We start from the raw sequence: 18,698 nt of genomic DNA, 5'->3' as shown, positions 1-18,698 counted from the left end.
GATCTGCACCGGCAACGGGCTCCTGGCTGCTGTGTCCCGCGGCCGGTCATCCATGTTTGGGGTGCGGCGCATTATTGATCAGTCCCTGAACCCAGTTCAAGGTCCAATCCGTCGCCGCCTGCCCGTCGGCGTTCCAGAACTGCGTCGTCGCGTACAAGGCGTGGATGGGTTGCCCGCCATTCCCCGCCAGGGTGCTGAGGGTGTTGGGGAGGTTGGCCACGCTGAACGCCTCGTCCGGCGCGGCGCAGATGAGGTCGCCCGGCGCACAGATCTCGTTGGTCTTGTCGTTGAGCGCGCCGAAACCGCCGGGCCTGGCCCCGGTCATGGTCAACCCCAGCCCGGACAGCACCGGCACCTCGTGCAGCGTGACCTCGGCGCCCTGCCCCGGCGGGTTGGGCCCGACATCGTTGCCCACCCCGGGCTGCCGGCGACCGTCGGCGATCAACGTCACACCGAGCACCAGGTCGTCGTCGACGGGTCCGCGACCGTTGCCGATGTCGCTGGCGATGTCACCGGCGATCACCGCGCCCTGGGAGAAACCCGTCAGCACGTAACTGGTGAGCGGGCATTTGGCGTTCATGTCCGTCATCGCCTGGACCGTCGCGCGCGTGCCCTCGGCGCGGCTTTCGTTGTACGACATCTGCGTGTCACCGCCGAGCGGGTTGTGAAACTGCGCGGTGTAAGGGGTGGTGTACTCCTGCACCCGGGACGCGGGGAACTGCTGGCTGATCGACGTGGTCACCCTGTGCAGCAACGCGTTCGGGAATTGCATCGGGTTGATCGGATCGTCCTGCGGGGCGGACTCCCAGGTGCCGGGGACGTTGACCAGCTGCACGTCGGGGCACGACGCGTCCTGCGAAGCGGGCCGGGGCTTGTGCGGGTGGGTGGTCGTCGACGGCGAAGGCAGGACGCCGGGCGGCACCGCGCTGGGCGGCGACTCGCGGTTGCGCAGCAAGACCACCACGGCCACGATCACCAACAACACCACGACCGCCATCGCACATGCAGCGGCCCAGGCGAGCATTCGGTGGCGCTTACGCCGGGCGTTGGTAGCCATGTTCTCCTGCTAGCCGAGTGGGTGGATCGCGACGCGGTCCTCCCGACCCCTGCCGCACACCACTACACGGTACCGGCTCCCCCGACTGGATCCGCCGGGCAGCGACCCGCAGCGCCCGGCTAGCGAATGGCGCCGACGATGTCGCCCGACATGGCCCCCAGTTGCCCCGACCACGAGCCCCAGCCGTTGTCGCCGCCGCCCGGGAAGTCGAAGTGACCGTTGTGCCCGCCGTTGCTGCGGTACTGCTGGTAGAACTCCCGGGAGCTGCCCATCGCCGCGCCCGCCTGGCCGATCATGGCGGCGTCGTCGCCGCCCATATTCGTCGGGCTGTAGACCCAGACGCGAGTGTTGTTCTGCGCCAGCAACGAGGCGTGCACGTAGGGATCATGCCACTTCCACCGGCCCAGCTGCGGGGCGCCCCACATCCCGTTGCCGTCGACGCCGCCGAACTGTTGCAGGCCGGCCAGGATCGCGCCGTTGTAGTTGGTGCTCGACGGGTAGAGGAATCCGGACAGCGAACCGGCGAAGCCGAAGCGGTCGGGGTGGAAGGCGGCCAGCGCCATCGCCCCGTAGCCACCCTGAGAGGCGCCGACGGCGGCGTGGCCGCCGGGCGCCAGGCCCTTGTTGGCGGACAGCCAGTTGGGCAGCTCGCTGGACAGGAAGGTGTCCCACTGCTTGCTGCCGTCCTGCTCCCAGTTGGTGTACATGCTCCAAGCACCGCCGGCGGGCGCCACCACCGAGATGCCCTTGCCGCCCAGCGTGTTCATCGCGTTGCCCGCGGTGACCCAGTTGCTGACGTCCGGGGCCGCATTGAAGGCGTCCAGCAGATAGACCGCGTGCGGTCCGCCGCCCAGGAAGGCGACCGGGATGTCGCGGCCCATCGCCGCCGACGGCACCATCAGGCTCTCGTAACCGGCCGCCCGAGCCCGGCCGGCGGGCCCGCCCGTCACCGTCACGCCGATCAAGCCGACCGCCAGCGCGGCCACGGAGATCACCCGAAGAAGCGCTGGCATACCCCGCACGACCCTCATGTCCACCCTCCATCGTCTAGTCGCTGACTGCACATTAGCCAGCGCCGTGGTTCCCCCGCCCGCGGGGTAGTGAAACAAATCACACACCAAAACAACCAGCGGCGGAAACCCCGAGGGGTTTCCGCCGCCAGTCGCGTCGTTTTTGGGCTTAGGTGCCCTGGCCGTTGCCGGCAGCAGCGGCGGGAGCCGGAGCGGCCGTGGCCGGGCCGGCGCCCGGGGTGGCGCCCAGGGTCGCCTGCAGGTCAGGCTTCATCGCCTGCAGCTGCGCACCCCAGTACGGCCAGTCGTGCGTGCCGTTGGCGTCGAAGTTCCACACCGCGTTGTTGCCGCCGGCGGCTTTGTACGCGTCCTGGAACTTCAGGTTGCTGGTCCGCACGAAGCCCTCCAGGAACTTCGCGGGCAGGTTGTCGCCACCGAGGTCGGACGGCTTGCCGTTGCCGCAGTACACCCAGATGCGGGTGTTGTTGGCGACCAGCTTGCTGACCTGCAGCGACGGGTCGTTGCGCGCCCACGCCGGGTCGCTCGACGGCCCCCACATGTCGTCCTTCTTGTAACCACCGGCGTCACCCATGGCGAGGCCGATCAGCGACGGGCCCATGCCCTGCGACGGGTCCAGCAGGGCCGACAGCGAGCCGGCGTAAACGAACTGGTTCGGGTGGTAGGCGGCGAGGATCAGGGCCGACGAGCCGGCCATCGACAGACCCACGGCCGCGTTGTTGGTCGACTTGACCTGCTTTTGCGCCGCGAGGTACGCCGGCAGCTCGCTGGTCAGGAAGGTCTCCCACTTGTAGGTGGTGCAGCCGGCCTTACCGCAGGCGGGCTTGTACCAGTCGGAGTAGAAGCTGGACTGGCCGCCGACCGGCATGACCACGGCAATGCCCGACTGGTTGTACCACTCGAACGCCGGGGTGTTGATGTCCCAGCCGTTGAAGTCGTCCTGGGCGCGCATACCGTCGAGCAGGTAGAGCGCGGGCGCGTTGGCCCCACCGCTTTGGAACTGAACCTTGATATCGCGGCCCATCCCCGCGGAAGGAACCTGCAGGTACTCCACCGGCAGACCGGGGCGCGAGAACGCGCCGGCGGTCGCCGAGCCCCCCACGGCGCCAATCAGGCCCGAGAGCAGGGCCGCACCAGCGGCCGCCACCACGAGCCGGCGCGGCATACCTGCCACGGCGCCGCGAAACCTGTCGACAAGCGTCATCCTTGCTTCCTCATCCTTTCGGCGCGCCCATCACCCGGACGCGTCCATGATTTGGGTCGTACTGCATGCGATCAGGCGCAGCAGTGCTCGTGTAGTCAACCACACCTGTAGCCGTCGAGTCGCATCGAGGCCGCCCCGCAAAGCGTCATTCGGCGGTCGCTACCCGATGTTTTCCAGGCGAAACGCCGGCGCCTTCGGCGACGTTTTCGCATGTGCCTGGGCACTAGTGCCACCTGGTGACGGCCCAAATGTGATGTTGCTGGCAATCTTTCACGGGCGTGAATCGTGATCGTTTTGAGATTGGCCGAAAATTCTTCTGCGCGCGGCTTACTCGCGAGGCGGCGGTGGGACCTCTTCGGGCACTGGCAGTCCGCATCTGGCGAGCTCGTAGCGCGGAACGCGGTCGATCCGGTATTTGGTGAATTCATAGGAATGCACCAGATTGGAGAGGAATCGGTGCGGGGTCATCGGTGCGCGCACCGAACTCAGCACCGCCTTGGTCTCCGGGCATTGGAGGGCCGTCACCGCCTCCGCGACCCATTGCATGTCCAAGTAACCCGGAATCCCGGGATACACCTTGACCCACGGTCCGTCGGCGATCACCCAATCCGGGAAGAGGTTCTTGTCGTGGCCGATGCGGCCGTGCTTCAACCGGTCTGTGTGTTGCGCAAGCGGATTCGCCAATCCGATCTGGTCGATCACCCTGACGTCGAGCCCGACGTTCATGCCCACCATGCCTAGGTTGGTGAAAAACACTGTGTGCTGCGGCTTTTGGGGGGGCTTGTCGGGGCCCGGCTGCGCCTGCGGAACCAGGTCCCACTGGATGTAGTTGCCCGACGGCAGCAGTAGCGCGCCGTCCGGGGTGTTGTCGAGTGCCGTCAGGATGGCCGCCATCCGCGGATAACCCAGGTAGTCGGCGGCGGTCAGCGGATGCGCGTGCCCGGTGGCCTGCGCGTAGAACCGCCGCTCGTCGACGATGCCGGAGTAGGTGACGTGGGTGGCGTCGTCACCCATCCCCGGTGAATTCGCCGCCCACAGTGACCAACCCGCCACACCCAGCCAGAGCGCGCCCGCCGCGCCGGCCACCCAATAGCCCGTCTCCCGCGAATAGTCCTGGCCGTCCGGTATGGCCACGGGGATCACGGCCACCGGGGCCAGCAGGCAGAACAGCGGCGCCAGCAGCACCCGGCCGTGCATGAAGTCGCCGCCCTGCCGGATCCAGTAGAGCGCCTGCAGCAGGCCGCTCACCACAACGAAGGCCACGACGGCCGGGGGGCTTTGGACCGCCCGGGCCAGCCGACCGTAGTCGGGCGACAGCGCGGGCCGCAGGAACGACGGCCGTCGGCGGGCGGCGAGCAGCAGCACCCCCAGCGGCACGAGGAGCACCACCGGCACCCAGACCGCGTAGGGCGCGTCGAAATTCGAGAGGTAGATCATGCCCTGGGACCACTTGTCGCCGGCCGCATCCTTGGCCAGGGCGGTGCCGGGCACCAGCAGGCCGTAGTAGCCCATCCGGAAGATCTCGTAGCCCACCGGCAGCAGGCCACCGGCCACCACGACCAGCACCCGGCGCCGCCACGTCCGCGCCGCGATCAGCATCATGATCAGCGCCAGCCCGCCCATCAGCGCCAGATCGGGCCGGACCAAGACGCTGAAACCGGCCACGAACGCCAGCGCACCGAGGAAGAGCCTGCGATCCGGGCGATTGCGCACCGGCTGCGCCCAGCAGACCATCATCCACCAGAGCAACCCGAGGTAGGCCAGCGTCAGCCCGCTCTCCAGCCCCGAGGTGGCGAAGTCACGCGCGGGCGGCAGCGCGACGTAGACCAACGCCCCGGCGGGCAACATGACGGCCCTGCGGCCCCGCAGGCTGGGCGCATACAACCGGGCGGCCCCCAGCATGAGCAACGCCACACCCGCCACCGAAAGCGTCAGGGCCAGCGCCAGCGCCACGTATTCCATGCGCATCGGCCCACCCACCCAGCTGCCGACGTACATCAGGTAGGTCCAGGCCGTGGAGGTGTTGGCCTCCACCCGCTCGCCCTGGTTGAAGACCGGGCCGTTGCCGGCCAGCAGGTTGCGGACCGTGCGCAGCACGATCAGCCCGTCGTCGGCGATCCAGCGCCGCTGCCAGGCGCCCCAGGCGAACAGGACGGCGACCACCGCCACGCTGATCCACAGGCTGACCCGGACCATGGCGGTGTAGGGGAACACGGGCCAACCCAACCGCCTGATGACCGGCCGGCCGCGCATCATGCGTGCCTTGAGGGCCTGCAGTTCGGAGCTAGCCGAAGGCAACGGCGGCTCCAACTGTCGCGATCCACGTCACCGCCAGCAGCTGCAGCACCCGGTCCCGCAGCGCGATGTCCTCGGGCTCGCCCGCCAGCCCGCCGTCCACGTCCACCGCGTACCGCAGGATGGCGATGGTGAACGGGACCATGGACACCACGAACCAGCCCGCCGCGCCGTGCTCCCGGTCGAACGCCCACAGCCCGTAGCAGACCACCAGCGCCGTGGCCGACAACGTCCAGACGAACCGCAGATAGGTGCTGGTGTAGTTCTCCAGCGCCTTGCGGATCTTGGCCCCGGTGCGCTCGGCCAGTTGCAGCTCGGCGTACCGCTTGCCGGCCACCATGAACAGCGACCCGAACGCCATCACCAGCAAGAACCACTGCGTCAGGCGGATGTCGGTGGCCGCGCCCCCGGCGATGGCCCGCAGCAGATAGGCCGACGACACGATGCAGATGTCCATCACCGCTTGGTGTTTCAGGCCATAGCAGTAGCCCAGTTGCATGGCGAGGTAGACGGCCAGCACCAACGCCAGATTGGGGGTGATCCACCAGCCGATAACCAGCGCGGCGATTCCCAGCACCACCGCCAGGGCGTAGGCCAGCCACTCCGGCACCACGCCCGCGGCGATGGGGCGAAACCTCTTGGTGGGGTGCTCGCGGTCGGCCTCGACGTCGCGCGCGTCGTTGATCAGGTAGATCGACGACGCGGCCAGGCAGAACGCCGCGAACGCGCCCAGCGCCGGGTAGGCCTTGTCCAGCACGTCGTGCAGGTGGTAGCGGACCGGACCGCCCAATGCGGCCAGCGGCGCGGCCAGCACCAGGACGTTCTTCACCCACTGGCGCGGGCGGATCGCCTTGACCACCCCGATCACCACGTTGCCCGAGGGCCCGGTCACCACGTCCTCACTCATTCGGCCAGACCTTCCGCGCCCGGCCCTCGAGCCGGACGGTGATTCGGGCGACGATGGCTCCGAGGGCGATGCCGCACGCCACGTCGCTGGGATAGTGCACGCCCAGCAGCATCCGCGACAACGCCATCGGGGGAATCAAGACGGCGGGCAGCGGCAGACCGGTGATCCGGCCCATCAGGATGGCCGCGGCCGTCGTCGAGGTGGCATGCGCTGACGGGAAACTCAGCTGGCTGGGCGTGCCGACGTTCACCACGACGGCCGGATCGCTGGGCCGCTTACGCCGCACCACCCGCTTGACCAACACGGCGGCGACGTGCGCGGCGAACGCGCCGGCCCCGGCCACCAGCCACTCCAAGCGCCGCTTCGGCATCAGCAGCGCGCCCGCCGCCGCCACGGCCAGCCAGCCGATGCTGTGCTCGCCGAAATGCGACAGACCCCGCGCGGCCGTCAGCACGCCGGGCCGATCGGCCAAGGCCGACTGCACAGCCACCAGCGCGGCCACCTCACCCGTAGGGGGTGGCGATTCAGGCATGCTCTCGCTCGGCGTGCGCGGGTAGCAGCGCCGTCTCCCACTTCTGCTTGCTGGACAGCACGGGCAACGCATCCCGGTACGTCTTGCGCATCTCGTCGAACCGGCTCGCCAGCCGGCGCTGCCGCCGCAGCGAGGCGAACAGCAGTTGGAACATCTTGCGGCGGTCGCGCTGCCGGTAGACCACGCCGCAGCCGTCGGCCGTCGTCACGGTGACGCCGTCGACGGTGCACAACCGGAACCAGCGCGCGTCCTGGGTGGGCACGTTGAACTCCGGGCGCCGGTGGGCGTCGGGGTCGGCCTTGGTTGCGTTATGCGCGATGCCGCGGGCCAGCCGATAACCGATCGACAGCGGGTTGACCGGCGGCTTCATCGCCCTGGTCTTGTTCGCCGGCGGCGGCAGTTCGCTCGCCGCCGGCAGCACCACCGCGTCCGGGTATTCCTTGCGCAGCCGATGCACCTCGGGCAGAGCGGATTCCAGGATCGAGAAGATGTGCTCGGGCCCGGCCAGGAAGTCGTCGATGGCCCGGTTCTGGATCGCCACCGTCGAATACTCAAGGCAGGCAAGGTGTTTCAGCGTCGCCTTAAGGTGACTGCGAACCAGTCCGGTGACGTCACCGTCCCAGTGCATCGCGGCGACCACCAGCCGGTTGCGCAGATGGAAGTAGGCCTGCCAGTCGATGGCGTCGTCCTTGTCGCTCCAGGCCATGTGCCAGATCGCCGCGCCCGGCAGCGTGACGGTCGGATACCCGTGCTCCCCCGCACGCAGACCGTATTCGGCGTCGTCCCACTTGATGAACAACGGCAGCGGCTGGCCCAGTTCCTCGGCGACCTGCCGCGGAATCATGCACGTCCACCAACCGTTGAAGTCGACGTCGATGCGCCGGTGCAGCAGCGCGCTGCGAGCGTTCTTGTCGTTCAACGGGAATTGGGCGAAGTCATGGTCGTACTCCGCGTGCGGTGCGGCGGTCCACATGAAGTTCGACTGGTTGACGACCTCGCCCATGATGTGCAGGTGCGACGGCTCCTGCAGGTTGAGCATCTGGCCACCGATGAGCATCGGCGTCTTGGCGAAGCGGTGCAACGCGAGCACCCGCAGGATCGTGTCCGGCTCGATGCGGATGTCGTCGTCCATGAACAGGATCTGTTGGCAGTCGGTGTTTTTCAGCGCTTCGTACATCACCCGGCTGTAGCCGCCGGAACCACCGAGATTCGGCTGGTCGTGCATGGACAGCCGGTTGCCCAGGCCGGCGGCGGCAGCCGGGAAGTCCGGGTGATCGCGCACCTTGCGGACCCCCTGGTCCGGGACGATCACCGCCCCGATCACCTCGTCCACCAACGGATCCGCGGTCAGGTCGGCCAGCGCGTTGACGCAGTCGGCGGGCCGATTGAACGTGGGGATGCCGACCGCGACGTTGGCCGTGCCCGGGGCGGGCTCGGTCGCATACCAGCCACCGCTCACCAGGTTGACCACGGTGTCGGTGGTGATGTCGAACCAGATCCAGCCGCCGTCCTCGAACGGCTTGAGCGGCACCTCGATCTCGACGATGGCCGGTTGCTCGTCGGTACCGACGAACTGGCGGCCGTCCACGGAGATCCGCACTCCGGTGGCCTTCGTGCGGTACACGTCGACGCGGCCGGTTCCGGTCAACTCCACCCGCAGCACCACCGCGGTACAGATCGACCAGCGGCGCCAGTAGCTCGCGGGGAACGCGTTGAAATAGGTGGCGAACGACACCTCGGACTCTTTGCCGATCTCCAGCGAAGTGCGGCTGGTGGCGTGCGCGCGCCGCGCATTGGTGGTCGATTCCTCCAGGTACAGCTTGCGCACGTCCAGGGGCTCACCCGGACGCGGCAGGATGATTCTGGAAAGCAGGCTTACAGCAGTCATCAGACGCCGCTCCTCCCCCTCGCTTCGGTCTGCGTCGTCGCCGGCGCGCTTGCCCCCGCGCCTTCTTCCACCAGAGGTTTGCCGTCGCGCAGGTGCGGCGCGACGGTGTTGTCGTACATGTTCAGTGCACTGGCAATCGCCATGTGCATGTCCAGATATTGATAGGTGCCCAACCGGCCACCGAAAAGCACCTTGGCGGAGGCGGTTTCGGCCTTCGCCCGCGCTCGGTACGCGGCCAGCAGGGTGCGGTCGGCCTCGGTGTTGATCGGATAGTAGGGCTCGTCGTCGTCTTCGGCGAACCGCGAGAACTCCCGCATGATCACCGTCTTGTCGGCGGGGTAGTCACGCTCGGTGTGAAAGTGCCGGAATTCGTGGATGCGGGTGAAGGGCACGTCGGGATCGTTGTAGTTCATCACCGGCGTTCCCTGGAAATCCCCGATCGGCAACACTTCCACCTCGAAGTCCAGTGTGCGCCAACCGAGTCGGCCCTCGGCGTAGTCGAAGTAGCGGTCCAGCGGGCCGGTGTACACGACGGGCGCGTCCGGGCTTTCCGCGCGCAGCTGATCGCGCACCTCGAACCAGTCGGTGTCCAGCCGCACCTCGATCCGGTCGTCGGCGGCCATGTTCTGCAGCCACGCCGTATAGCCGTCGACCGGTAGGCCCTCGTAGGTGTCACTGAAGTACCGGTTGTCGAAGGTGTAGCGCACCGGCAGCCGGGTGATGTTGGCGGCCGGCAGTTCCTTGGGATCGGTCTGCCACTGCTTGGCGGTGTAGCCCTTGACGAACGCCTCGTACAGCGGCCGGCCGATCAGCGAGATCGCCTTCTCCTCGAGGTTTTGCGCGTCCTCGGTTTTGATCTCGGCGGCCTGCTCGGCGATCAGCCTGCGCGCTTCGTCCGGGGTGAAGTACCTGCCGAAGAACTGCGACACCAGGCCCAGCCCCATGGGGAACTGGTAGGCCTGCCCGTTGTGCATCGCGAACACCCGGTGCCGGTAGTCGGTGAAGTCGGTGAACTGCCGCACGTAGTCCCAGACCCTCTTGTTAGAGGTGTGGAACAGGTGGGCGCCGTACTTGTGGACCTCGATGCCCGTCTGCGGCTCGGCCTCGGAGTAGGCGTTGCCACCGATGTGCGGGCGGCGTTCCACGACGAGCACGCGCTTCCCGAGTTGGGTGGCTACGCGCTCGGCAATGGTCAGGCCGAAGAATCCAGAGCCGACGACGAGGAGATCGAAACGAGCGGTCATCGGTTGCTTAGGGTATCCGACCGCGTGGGCCTAACCCATCTGGCGAGGCCAGGAGTCCGCCTCCGGCCGAATGACGGCACCCGCGGACCCCTCAGCGGGGGCGATCACAGTCGGGGTCGCAATTACCTCACGATTCAATATCACCACTCCAGTCACAGGAATCTCACTCGTACCATCGACTCTGTGTGGTTCTGGCCAGCTTGGACGGCAGGCCGCACCGAAACAACACAGTTGAAGATTGAGCTGTCCAGATTGAGGAGACTTCCGTGCCGAACCGACGCCGACGCAAGCTTTCGACAGCCATGAGCGCGGTCGCCGCCCTGGCAGTGGCGAGTCCTTGCGCATACTTCCTTGTCTACGAATCGACGGCCGGCAGCAAGCAGCCCGAGCACCACGACTTCAAGCAGGCTGCCGTGATGACCGACCTGCCCGGCGAGCTGATGGGAGCGCTGTCGCAGGGGCTGTCGCAATTCGGGATCAACCTGCCCCCGGTGCCCGCGCTGAACGGGGGCACCGCCGCCAGCACTCCCGGCCTGACCAGCCCCGGCCTGGGCACTCCAGGACTCGGGACGCCAGGACTCGCCAGTCCGGGCTTGACCAGCCCCGGCTTGACGAGCCCAGGTCTGACCAGCCCCGGCTTGACCAGCCCCGGCTTGACGAGCCCGGGTCTGACGAGCCCAGGTCTGGCGAGCCCGGGCCTGACGCCCACGACGCCGGGACTCACCGCGCCCGGCGCGCTGCCGACCACCCCGGGCGCCGGAGTGGCGACCCCGGGCGCGGGGCTCAACCCGGCGCTTTCCAACCCCGGGCTGACCAGCCCGGCCGGGGTCGCGCCCGGGCTGGGCACCCCGACGGCCGCGGGTGAAGTGCCGATCACCGCTCCGGCCAGTTTGGACCCGGGCGCCGATGGCACCTACCCGATCCTCGGCGACCCGTCGTCCTTCGGCAGCGGTTCACCGCTCGGTGGCGGTGGCACCGGCCTCGGCGGGGGCAGCGGCAGCAGTGGCGGCGGCGGCCTGGTCAACGACGTGATGCAGGCGGCCAACCAGCTCGGCGCTGGTCAGGCCATCGACCTGCTCAAGGGCTTGGTGATGCCGGCGATCACGCAGGGCATGCAGCACGGCGCCGCGGGTGCCCTCCCGGGTGCCGCCGGTGCCCTGCCGGGCGCCGCGGGTGCCCTGCCGGGTGCCGCCGGCACACTGCCGGCCGCCGCGGGTGCCCTGCCCGGTGCCGCCGGCGCCCTGCCCGGTGCCGCCGGCGCCCTGCCCGGTGCCGCCGGCGCCCTGCCGGCCGCGGCGGGCGCCGCCGGTGCGTTGCCGGCCGCCGCGGCTGCGGCGCCGGTCCTGCCCCCCGTCTAGACCTCTAGGAAACCCTTCAACCAGACGGCACCGCAGATTCTTCTGCGGTGCCGTCGATTTTCGTGCAGATTGCGCCGCCCCGGTTCGTGTCGTCTCATCATTAACATTAGAAACACAAGTAACATCGCCTGGTGTCTCCTAGTCGCGGGCCGACGACGTTGCTCACCGCCATCGCGGCGACCGTCGTCCTCGTGTCCTGGTTGGCGGACTCGACGCGCGACCGCGGCACGGCCGGCCCGTCGCCGGCCCACGGCACCCAGCTGGCCGAACAGCCGCTGGTCGGGCTGGGCGGCGGCGTCACGGTTCGCGAGATCGGGCAGAGCACCCCGTTTTCCCTCGTCGCGCTCACCGGCGATCTGGCCGGCACGTCGACCCGAGTGCGAGCGAAGCGTCCCGACGGTTCGTGGGGGCCCTGGTACCAGACCGAGTACGAAACCGCGGCGCCCGACGGCGCGACGCCGGCCGGGTCGCTCGAGGGACCCCGGGGGACCGACCCGGTGTTCGTCGGCACCACCACGACCGTCCAGATCGCGGTCACCCGTCCCATCGATGCGCCGGTGACCCAACCGCCGCCCGCGCCGCCCAACGAGGCCGGCCTCGGCTACAAGCCCGCGTCCCGGGAACAACCGTTCGGGCAGAACATCTCGGCCGTCCTCATCTCCCCGCCGCAGGCGCCGGTCGAGACGCAGTGGACGCCACCGTCGGGGGTCTTGATGCCCGGCCAGGCCCCGGCCATCATCAGCCGGGCGCAGTGGGGCGCCGACGAGTCGCTGCGTTGCGGTAGTCCGCAATACGACAACGGGATTCGCGCCGGGGTGGTGCACCACACCGCGGGCAGCAACGACTACTCCCCGCTGGAATCGGCCGGGATCGTCAAGGCCATCTACACCTATCACAGCAAGACCCTGGGGTGGTGCGACATCGCCTACAACGCCCTGGTGGACAAGTACGGCCAGGTGTTCGAGGGCAGCGCCGGGGGGCTCACCAAAGCTGTCGAGGCTTTTCACACCGGCGGGTTCAACCGCAACACCTGGGGTGTGGCGATGATCGGCAACTTCGACGACGTACCGCCGACACCGATCCAGCTGCGCACCCTGGGCCGGCTGCTGGGCTGGCGGCTGGGCTTAGACGGCGTCGACCCCAAGGGCACGGTGGCGTTGGAGTCGGCGGGTAGTCACTACACCACCTACCCGGCCGGTTCCGTCGCGACGCTGCCCACGATCTTCACCCACCGCGACGTCGGCAACACCGACTGCCCGGGCAACGCCGCCTACGCGCTCATGGACGAAGTACGCGACATCGCTTCGCATTTCAACGATCCGCCGGAGGAATTGATCAAGGCCCTGCAGGGCGGCGCGATTTACGACCACTGGCAGGCGATGGGCGGCATGAACAGCGCGCTGGGCGCGCCGACCTCCCCGGAGGACAGCGCGGAGGGTGACGCCCGGTATGTCACGTTCGCCAGGGGCGCGATGTATTGGTCGCCCGAAACCGGCGCCCAGCCGATCACCGGCGCGATCTACGACGCCTGGGCGTCGCTGAGCTACGAACGCGGTCCGCTCGGCTTGCCCACGAGCGCCGAAATCCAAGAGCCGCTACGGATTACGCAGAACTTTCAGCACGGAACCCTGAACTACGATCGGCTGACCGGCAACGTCACCGAGGTCGCGGAAGGAATCACCACGCCGCTGTCGACGGAATCCCCGAGCGGCCCGACGGTGGCGCCCGAACACTTCTCGCTGCCGGCGCACCCGTCCGCCACTTAGCCGAAAAGCCTGCTCAGAGCCACCAGCGTTCCAGCACGCGTCCCACCCCGTCGTCGTTGTTGGCCGCGGTGACCTCGTCCGCCGCGGCCAGGACGTCGGGATGGGCGTTGCCCATCGCCACCCCATGACCGGCCCAGCGCAACATCGGTAGGTCGTTGGGCATGTCGCCGAACGCCACCACTTCCCCGCTCGTGATCTGCAGCGGCCTGGCGATCTCCTCAACACCGGTGGCCTTGCTGGTGCCCAGCGGCACGATCTCCACCAGGCCGTTGTTGGTGGAGTAGGTGATGTCGCCCTCGATGCCGACGTGCTTGGCCAGTTCCGCGGCCATGTCGGCACTGCGCGCCCCGCTTCGGCGGATCAGCAGCTTGATCGCCGGCGCACTGAGCAGGTCCTCGATAGACACCTCGGTGTTGTCCGGGTTCAGCCAGGCGTGCTCGTAGCCGGGCGAGCTGATGAACTGGGGGGTCGCCGTGTCGTGGGCGCGCTCGCCGATTCGCTCGACCGCCAGCCCCACGCCCGGGATGACGCGCGTCGCCAACTCCGCCAGCTCGGCCAGCGTGTCGACGGGCAGCGTGCGCGCCGACAGCACCCGGTCTGCCGCCGGGTCGTAGATGACGGCACCGTTGGCGCACACCGCGATCGGCGCGAAACCGAGCGCGTCGACGACGGGGCGTATCCACCGCGGTGGGCGGCCGGTCGCCACGACGAATGTCGCGCCGGCGGCGACGGCGGCACGCACGGCATCGCGAGTGCGCGGGGTGATGGTTTCGTCGTCGTCAAACAGCGTGCCGTCGACGTCGCAGGCTATGAGCGCCGGCAGGGTCATCGTGACGGTCCGCCTTCGCGGCTCACCGGTCTGATCAATGGGTTCCGCTCTGGTCTTGTCCCGGTCGCGTCACGCCGTCGGTGCCGTATTTCTGCATCCGCGCCTGCAACTCCGACAGGCGGATCGCCCGGGAATCGTCCTGGGTGGGCGCGGCGCCGCCGAGCCGCCGCGGCACCCAGAACTCGCCCTCGGGGTGTGGGTACTCCTCCTGCACCCGGTACAGCAGCGCGTTCATCGCCTCGCGCAGCGCCGCGTTGAGCTGCTCGGGTGTGCCGTCCGGCGGCAACGGCCGCCCGGCCGCGACGGTGATCGGAACCTTGTTGCGCCACACCTTCTTCGGATGGTCCTTGGGCCAGATCCGATGGGCACCCCAGACGATGACCGGAACGATCGGCACCTGGGCGTCCAACGCCATCCGGGCCGCACCTCTCTTGAATTCCCGAAGCTCGAAACTACGGCTGATCGTGGCTTCGGGGTGCATGCCGATGAGCTCGCCCTGCCGCAGGCGCCGCGTGGCCAGCTCGAGCGCGTCGTGCCCGTTAGTGCGGTCCACCGGGATCAGCCTGGCGTGGTTGATGACGTAGTTGACCGCCTTCACGTCGGCCATTTCCGCCTTGATCATGAAGTAGGCGCGCCGGCGCCGTTCACGCACGGCAAGCAGCGTCGGCAGCCAGTCCAGGTAGCTGGTGTGGTTCTGGGCCAGCAGTGCACCGCCCCGGTCGGGAATGTTGTCCAGGCCGCGATAGGTGAACGTCGTCCCCTGCATCGCGACCATCGGCGGGACGATCCACTCGCACAGCCGGTAAAACCCCTCGGGCATGTCGCCTCCTTCGCCTACCGCGACGGCCGTCCACTGCGGCCGGCAGCCCGCGCCGCGGCCTCGTCTGCCTCCATCCGGGCAGCCTCCGCCATGGTCGGTGCACCTCCGCCCAGCCGGCGCGGTGTCCAGTACGCCCCGGGTTCGTGCGGATAATGCTGCTGCACATGGTGTAGCAGGTTGGTCATCGATTCGCGCAGGGCGGCGTCGGTCCGCGCGATGTCCTGGGCCGCCCGCACCGGCGCACCCACCCGCACGTGAACCGGCACTTTGGCCCGGCCCAGTGTATGCGGGTGGTCTTTGGTCCAGATCCGGTGCGCACCCCAGACGATCACCGGAACGATCGGGACGTCCGCTTCGATCGCCATGCGGGCGGCACCCGTCTTGAACTCCTTGAGCTCGAAGCTGCGGCTGATCGTGGCCTCCGGGTACACCCCGACCAGCTCGCCCTCGCGGAGCCGCTGCACGGCCACCGCGTACGCGCCGGCCCCCGCACCGCGGTCCACCGGAATCGTTCCGGTGTGCTTGATCAGGAAGTTGACGATCTTCACCTGCTGCATCTCGGCCTTGATCATGAACCTGAGCCGGCGGCCCCGCCGGTACACGGCCAGCGCGGCGGGCAGAAAGTCGACATAGCTGGTGTGGTTGATCGCGATCACCGCGCCACCGGAGTCGGGGATGTGCTCCTCGCCGCCGTAGGAGATCCGGGTGTCGGTGGCCTGAACCGCCAGCCGGGCCAGGATCTCGAGCGTGCGAAAGACCGGCTCCACCATCGATCGCTACTCCGGCGCTCCCGCGGATCCGGCCCGGCGCGCGGCGCGAGCGGCCGCCTCCTCGGCGTCCATCCGGGCGGCTTCGGCCAGCGACGGGGCACTGCCGCCCAACCGCCGCGGCACCCAGAACTCACCCGCCGGGTGCGGCCCATACATTTCCTGGGCCCGCTCCAGCAGGTGTTGCATCCGCGAGTGCAGCAGCCCCTTCAATTCCTCTACGCCTAGCGTCGGTTCGATCGGTTCGCCGACGACGACCATGATGGGCACCTTGGGGCGGAACAGCTTCTTGGGATGCCCCTTGGTCCAGACGCGCTGCGCGCCCCAGACGATCACCGGAACGATGGGCACCCCGGCTTCGACGGCCATCCGCGCCGCACCCGACTTGAATTCCTTGATCTCGAAGCTGCGGCTGATCGTGGCCTCCGGGTAGACGCCGACCAGCTCGCCGTCCTTGAGGTTTCTGACCGCTTCCTCGTAGGAGGCGCCCCCGTTCTGCCGGTTCACGGAGATGTGCCGCAGGCTGCGCATGATCGGCCCGGTGATCTTGTGGTCGAACACCTCCTGCTTGGCCATGAAGCGCACCTTGCGGCCCAGACCCTGCTGGTAGGCGGGCAGGCCCGCGAAGGTGAAGTCGAGGTAGCCGGTGTGGTTGATGGCGATGACCGCACCCCCGCTTTTGGGCAGGTTCTCGACGCCCGTGACCGTGATCTTGAGACCCTGTATGCGCCATATCAAGCGGGCGAGTTGAATGACAGTCCCGTATACCGGTTCCACAGCTGATCAGCCTAGTGCTCCCGGCTGTGAGTCAGCCTTTGAGTCAGTCCAAGTGCCGAAAAAGAAGATGCCGCCCCGCGCTAAGCTCGGAGGCTGAAAAAGCCGTTAGCCGGCCGCGGGCCGCGCAGGTCCTTTGAGCGGCCCCAGGAAGGTGTTTGTGCAGGTCACAAGCGTAGGTCACGCCGGATTTCTGATCGAGACGACCGCGGGCAGCATTCTTTGCGACCCCTGGGTCAATCCCGCATACTTCGCGTCCTGGTTTCCGTTCCCCGACAACAGCGGCCTGGACTGGGACCGGCTGGGGGACTGCGACTACCTCTACGTGTCGCACCTGCACAAGGATCACTTCGACGCCCAGAATCTGGCCGAGCACGTCAACAAAGACGCGGTGGTGCTGCTGCCCGACTTCCCGGTGCCGGACCTGCGAAACGCGTTGCAGGAGCTGGGTTTCTACCGGTTCTTCGAGACCACCAGCTCGGTCAAGCACCGGGTCAGCGGCCCGAAGGGCGACCTCGAGGTCATGATCATCGCCCTGCGGGCGCCGGCCGACGGCCCGCTCGGCGACTCGGCGCTGGTGATTTCCGACGGCGAGACGACGGCGTTCAACATGAACGACGCCCGGCCGGTCGATCTCGACGTACTGAGTTCGGCTTTCGGGCACATCGACGTGCATATGCTGCAGTACTCCGGCGCGATCTGGTACCCGATGGTGTACGACATGCCGGCCCGCGCCAAGGAGTCGTTCGGTGTCCAGAAGCGGCAGCGGCAGATGGACCGCGCCCGCCAGTACATCGCCCAGGTGGGCGCGACGTGGGTCATCCCGTCGGCCGGGCCGCCGTGCTTTCTGGACCCGGATTTGCGTCATCTCAACGACGACCACGGCGACGCGGCCAACATCTTTCCGGACCAGATGGTGTTCCTCGACCAGATGCGCACCCACGGGAGCGACGGCGGCCTGCTGATGATGCCCGGCTCGACCGCGGACTTCACCGGCACCACCCTGAATGCGCTGCGCCATCCGCTGCCCGACAATCAGGTCGAGGCGATCTTCACCACCGGGAAGCGGGCCTACATCGCCGACTACGCCGAGCGGATGGCGCCGGTCGTGGCCGCCGAGCGCGCAAGCTGGGCGCCCGCCACCGGGGAACCACTCTTGGAGCCGCTGCGTGCGCTGTTCGAACCGATCATGTCCCAGAGCGACGAGATCTGCGACGGCATCGGCTATCCCGTCGAACTGGTGATCGGCCCGGAGACCGTCGTGCTCGATTTCCCGAAACGCGCTGTGCGCGAACGGATTCCCGATGAGAAGGTGCGCTACGGTTTCGCCATCGCGCCAGAGTTGGTCCGCACCGTACTGCGGGATCGGGAACCGGACTGGGTGAACACCATATTTCTGTCAACCCGATTCAGGGCGTGGCGCGTCGGCGGCTACAACGAATACCTCTATACCTTCTTCAAGTGCCTCACCGACGAACGGATCGCCTACGCCGACGGCTGGTTCGCCGAGACGCACGACGATTCGTCATCGGTCACGCTGGACGGCTGGGAAATTCAGCGCCGCTGTCCCCACCTGAAGGCCGACCTGTCGAAATTCGGCGTGGTGGAGGGCGACACGTTGACCTGCAACCTGCATGGCTGGCAGTGGCGATTGAACGACGGGCGGTGCCTGACCGCGCGGGGTCACCAACTGCGAAGTTCGCGAGCATGAACGAAAGCCCGGGCCGGTCTTACGACGACGGGTTGGTTCAGCTGGACCGCGCGGCGATCACGCTGCGCCGCTACCACTTTCCTTCCGGAACATCGAAAGTGATTGCACTGCAGTCGATTCGTGGATACAAGGCCGAAGGGCTTGGCCTGCTCACGCATCGGTTCCGGATCTGGGGCAGCTCGGACTTGCGTCGCTGGCTGCCGCTGGACGTGAGCAGGCCGTTCAAGTCGACCTTGGTCACGCTGGACGTGCCCGGCATCCGGCCCAGCCCCGCCTTCACGCCGGCGCGACCGGACGAGTTCACCGCACTCCTGGATGAGCTGCTAGGTCAGCGCGGTTAGCCTCGCGCGACTGCGAAAAAGTCTGGCTGCGCCTGCCGTCGGCCACATACGCCGACGTCATGGCTTGGACGTACGGCCCACCGATTCGCGGGCGCCTCCGCGCTATTCGGCTCGGCATAGCCGAAGCTGAGCGAGCTTTCGGTCCGGAGCGCGGCGCGGTCCGGTACGGTTGCCCAG

General features: G+C 68.1%; 16 protein-coding genes. 4 read left to right on the top strand and 12 right to left on the bottom strand.

Features of this window, described 5'->3' with window-relative positions; genetic code table 11:
- Positions 1 to 46 precede the first annotated feature (46 nt).
- The 8 genes from culp6 to glf all read right to left on the bottom strand — a co-directional run bounded on the left by culp6 (position 47) and on the right by glf (position 10,155).
- Entirely contained in the window at positions 47 to 1,057 is a 1,011-nt protein-coding gene (gene culp6, locus H7J89_RS10065; RefSeq protein ID WP_264043026.1) for a carboxylesterase Culp6, read from the bottom strand.
- A 119-nt stretch (positions 1,058 to 1,176) separates the two neighbouring features.
- A complete protein-coding gene (locus H7J89_RS10060) occupies positions 1,177 to 2,079 on the bottom strand; it encodes an esterase family protein (RefSeq protein ID WP_264043797.1) in 903 nt (300 codons plus the stop codon).
- Positions 2,080 to 2,236: 157 nt separating this feature from the next.
- Complete coding sequence (locus tag H7J89_RS10055; protein WP_264043024.1) at positions 2,237 to 3,289, bottom strand: esterase family protein; 1,053 nt, start codon at positions 3,287 to 3,289, stop codon at positions 2,237 to 2,239.
- A 327-nt stretch (positions 3,290 to 3,616) separates the two neighbouring features.
- Positions 3,617 to 5,587: a terminal beta-(1->2)-arabinofuranosyltransferase gene (gene aftB, locus H7J89_RS10050; protein WP_276041895.1), complete on the bottom strand. Its 1,971-nt coding sequence runs from the start codon at positions 5,585 to 5,587 to the stop codon at positions 3,617 to 3,619.
- Positions 5,574 to 6,491, bottom strand: coding sequence for a decaprenyl-phosphate phosphoribosyltransferase (locus H7J89_RS10045; protein ID WP_264043020.1), 918 nt, complete (start codon positions 6,489 to 6,491; stop codon positions 5,574 to 5,576). Before H7J89_RS10045 ends, aftB begins: the two co-directional genes overlap by 14 nt.
- Positions 6,484 to 7,023: a phosphatase PAP2 family protein gene (locus tag H7J89_RS10040; RefSeq protein ID WP_264043018.1), complete on the bottom strand. Its 540-nt coding sequence runs from the start codon at positions 7,021 to 7,023 to the stop codon at positions 6,484 to 6,486. Before H7J89_RS10040 ends, H7J89_RS10045 begins: the two co-directional genes overlap by 8 nt.
- Complete coding sequence (locus H7J89_RS10035) at positions 7,016 to 8,911, bottom strand: glycosyltransferase (RefSeq protein ID WP_264043016.1); 1,896 nt, start codon at positions 8,909 to 8,911, stop codon at positions 7,016 to 7,018. Before H7J89_RS10035 ends, H7J89_RS10040 begins: the two co-directional genes overlap by 8 nt.
- Positions 8,911 to 10,155: a UDP-galactopyranose mutase gene (gene glf / locus H7J89_RS10030; RefSeq protein ID WP_264043014.1), complete on the bottom strand. Its 1,245-nt coding sequence runs from the start codon at positions 10,153 to 10,155 to the stop codon at positions 8,911 to 8,913. Before glf ends, H7J89_RS10035 begins: the two co-directional genes overlap by 1 nt.
- Before the next feature lie 266 nt (positions 10,156 to 10,421).
- Between glf and H7J89_RS10025 the strand changes: the two genes are divergently transcribed.
- Positions 10,422 to 11,513: a PirG gene (locus H7J89_RS10025; RefSeq protein ID WP_264043012.1), complete on the top strand. Its 1,092-nt coding sequence runs from the start codon at positions 10,422 to 10,424 to the stop codon at positions 11,511 to 11,513.
- Positions 11,514 to 11,644: 131 nt separating this feature from the next.
- Positions 11,645 to 13,279: an LGFP repeat-containing protein gene (locus H7J89_RS10020; RefSeq protein ID WP_264043010.1), complete on the top strand. Its 1,635-nt coding sequence runs from the start codon at positions 11,645 to 11,647 to the stop codon at positions 13,277 to 13,279.
- 13 nt (positions 13,280 to 13,292) lie between these two features.
- Here H7J89_RS10020 and H7J89_RS10015 read toward each other — a convergent pair whose 3' ends face one another.
- The 4 genes from H7J89_RS10015 to H7J89_RS10000 are packed head-to-tail and all read right to left on the bottom strand — an operon-like array spanning position 13,293 to position 16,472.
- Positions 13,293 to 14,108, bottom strand: a complete 816-nt coding sequence (locus tag H7J89_RS10015) for an HAD family hydrolase (protein WP_264043008.1) — start codon at positions 14,106 to 14,108, stop codon at positions 13,293 to 13,295.
- 34 nt (positions 14,109 to 14,142) lie between these two features.
- A complete protein-coding gene (locus tag H7J89_RS10010; protein ID WP_264043006.1) occupies positions 14,143 to 14,928 on the bottom strand; it encodes a lysophospholipid acyltransferase family protein in 786 nt (261 codons plus the stop codon).
- Positions 14,929 to 14,942: 14 nt separating this feature from the next.
- Positions 14,943 to 15,698, bottom strand: coding sequence for a lysophospholipid acyltransferase family protein (locus H7J89_RS10005; protein ID WP_264043004.1), 756 nt, complete (start codon positions 15,696 to 15,698; stop codon positions 14,943 to 14,945).
- A gap of 6 nt (positions 15,699 to 15,704) precedes the next feature.
- A complete protein-coding gene (locus H7J89_RS10000) occupies positions 15,705 to 16,472 on the bottom strand; it encodes a lysophospholipid acyltransferase family protein (protein WP_264043002.1) in 768 nt (255 codons plus the stop codon).
- Between the two features lie 157 nt (positions 16,473 to 16,629).
- Between H7J89_RS10000 and H7J89_RS09995 the strand changes: the two genes are divergently transcribed.
- Together H7J89_RS09995 and H7J89_RS09990 are read left to right on the top strand one after the other, a co-directional pair.
- Positions 16,630 to 18,180 carry an MBL fold metallo-hydrolase gene (locus tag H7J89_RS09995; protein ID WP_264043000.1) on the top strand — a complete coding sequence of 517 codons (1,551 nt, stop codon included), beginning with the start codon at positions 16,630 to 16,632 and terminating at the stop codon, positions 18,178 to 18,180.
- A complete protein-coding gene (locus tag H7J89_RS09990; RefSeq protein ID WP_264042998.1) occupies positions 18,177 to 18,521 on the top strand; it encodes a hypothetical protein in 345 nt (114 codons plus the stop codon). Before H7J89_RS09995 ends, H7J89_RS09990 begins: the two co-directional genes overlap by 4 nt.
- Positions 18,522 to 18,698: the final 177 nt, after the last annotated feature.

The organism is Mycobacterium paraffinicum, assembly GCF_025822865.1.
GTDB lineage: Bacteria > Actinomycetota > Actinomycetes > Mycobacteriales > Mycobacteriaceae > Mycobacterium > Mycobacterium paraffinicum.
Note: the sequence above shows the minus strand (reverse complement) of the source record. Positions and strands in the feature narration are given on the sequence as shown.

Coding starts and splice junctions, on each gene's coding strand:
- culp6 (WP_264043026.1), bottom strand. CDS start 1,057: ATGGCTACCAACGCCCGGCGTAAGCGCCACCGAATGCTCGCCTGGGCC.
- H7J89_RS10055 (WP_264043024.1), bottom strand. CDS start 3,289: ATGACGCTTGTCGACAGGTTTCGCGGCGCCGTGGCAGGTATGCCGCGC.
- H7J89_RS10045 (WP_264043020.1), bottom strand. CDS start 6,491: ATGAGTGAGGACGTGGTGACCGGGCCCTCGGGCAACGTGGTGATCGGG.
- H7J89_RS10040 (WP_264043018.1), bottom strand. CDS start 7,023: ATGCCTGAATCGCCACCCCCTACGGGTGAGGTGGCCGCGCTGGTGGCT.
- H7J89_RS10035 (WP_264043016.1), bottom strand. CDS start 8,911: ATGACTGCTGTAAGCCTGCTTTCCAGAATCATCCTGCCGCGTCCGGGT.
- glf (WP_264043014.1), bottom strand. CDS start 10,155: ATGACCGCTCGTTTCGATCTCCTCGTCGTCGGCTCTGGATTCTTCGGC.
- H7J89_RS10015 (WP_264043008.1), bottom strand. CDS start 14,108: ATGACCCTGCCGGCGCTCATAGCCTGCGACGTCGACGGCACGCTGTTT.
- H7J89_RS10010 (WP_264043006.1), bottom strand. CDS start 14,928: ATGCCCGAGGGGTTTTACCGGCTGTGCGAGTGGATCGTCCCGCCGATG.
- H7J89_RS10005 (WP_264043004.1), bottom strand. CDS start 15,698: ATGGTGGAGCCGGTCTTTCGCACGCTCGAGATCCTGGCCCGGCTGGCG.
- H7J89_RS09990 (WP_264042998.1), top strand. CDS start 18,177: ATGAACGAAAGCCCGGGCCGGTCTTACGACGACGGGTTGGTTCAGCTG.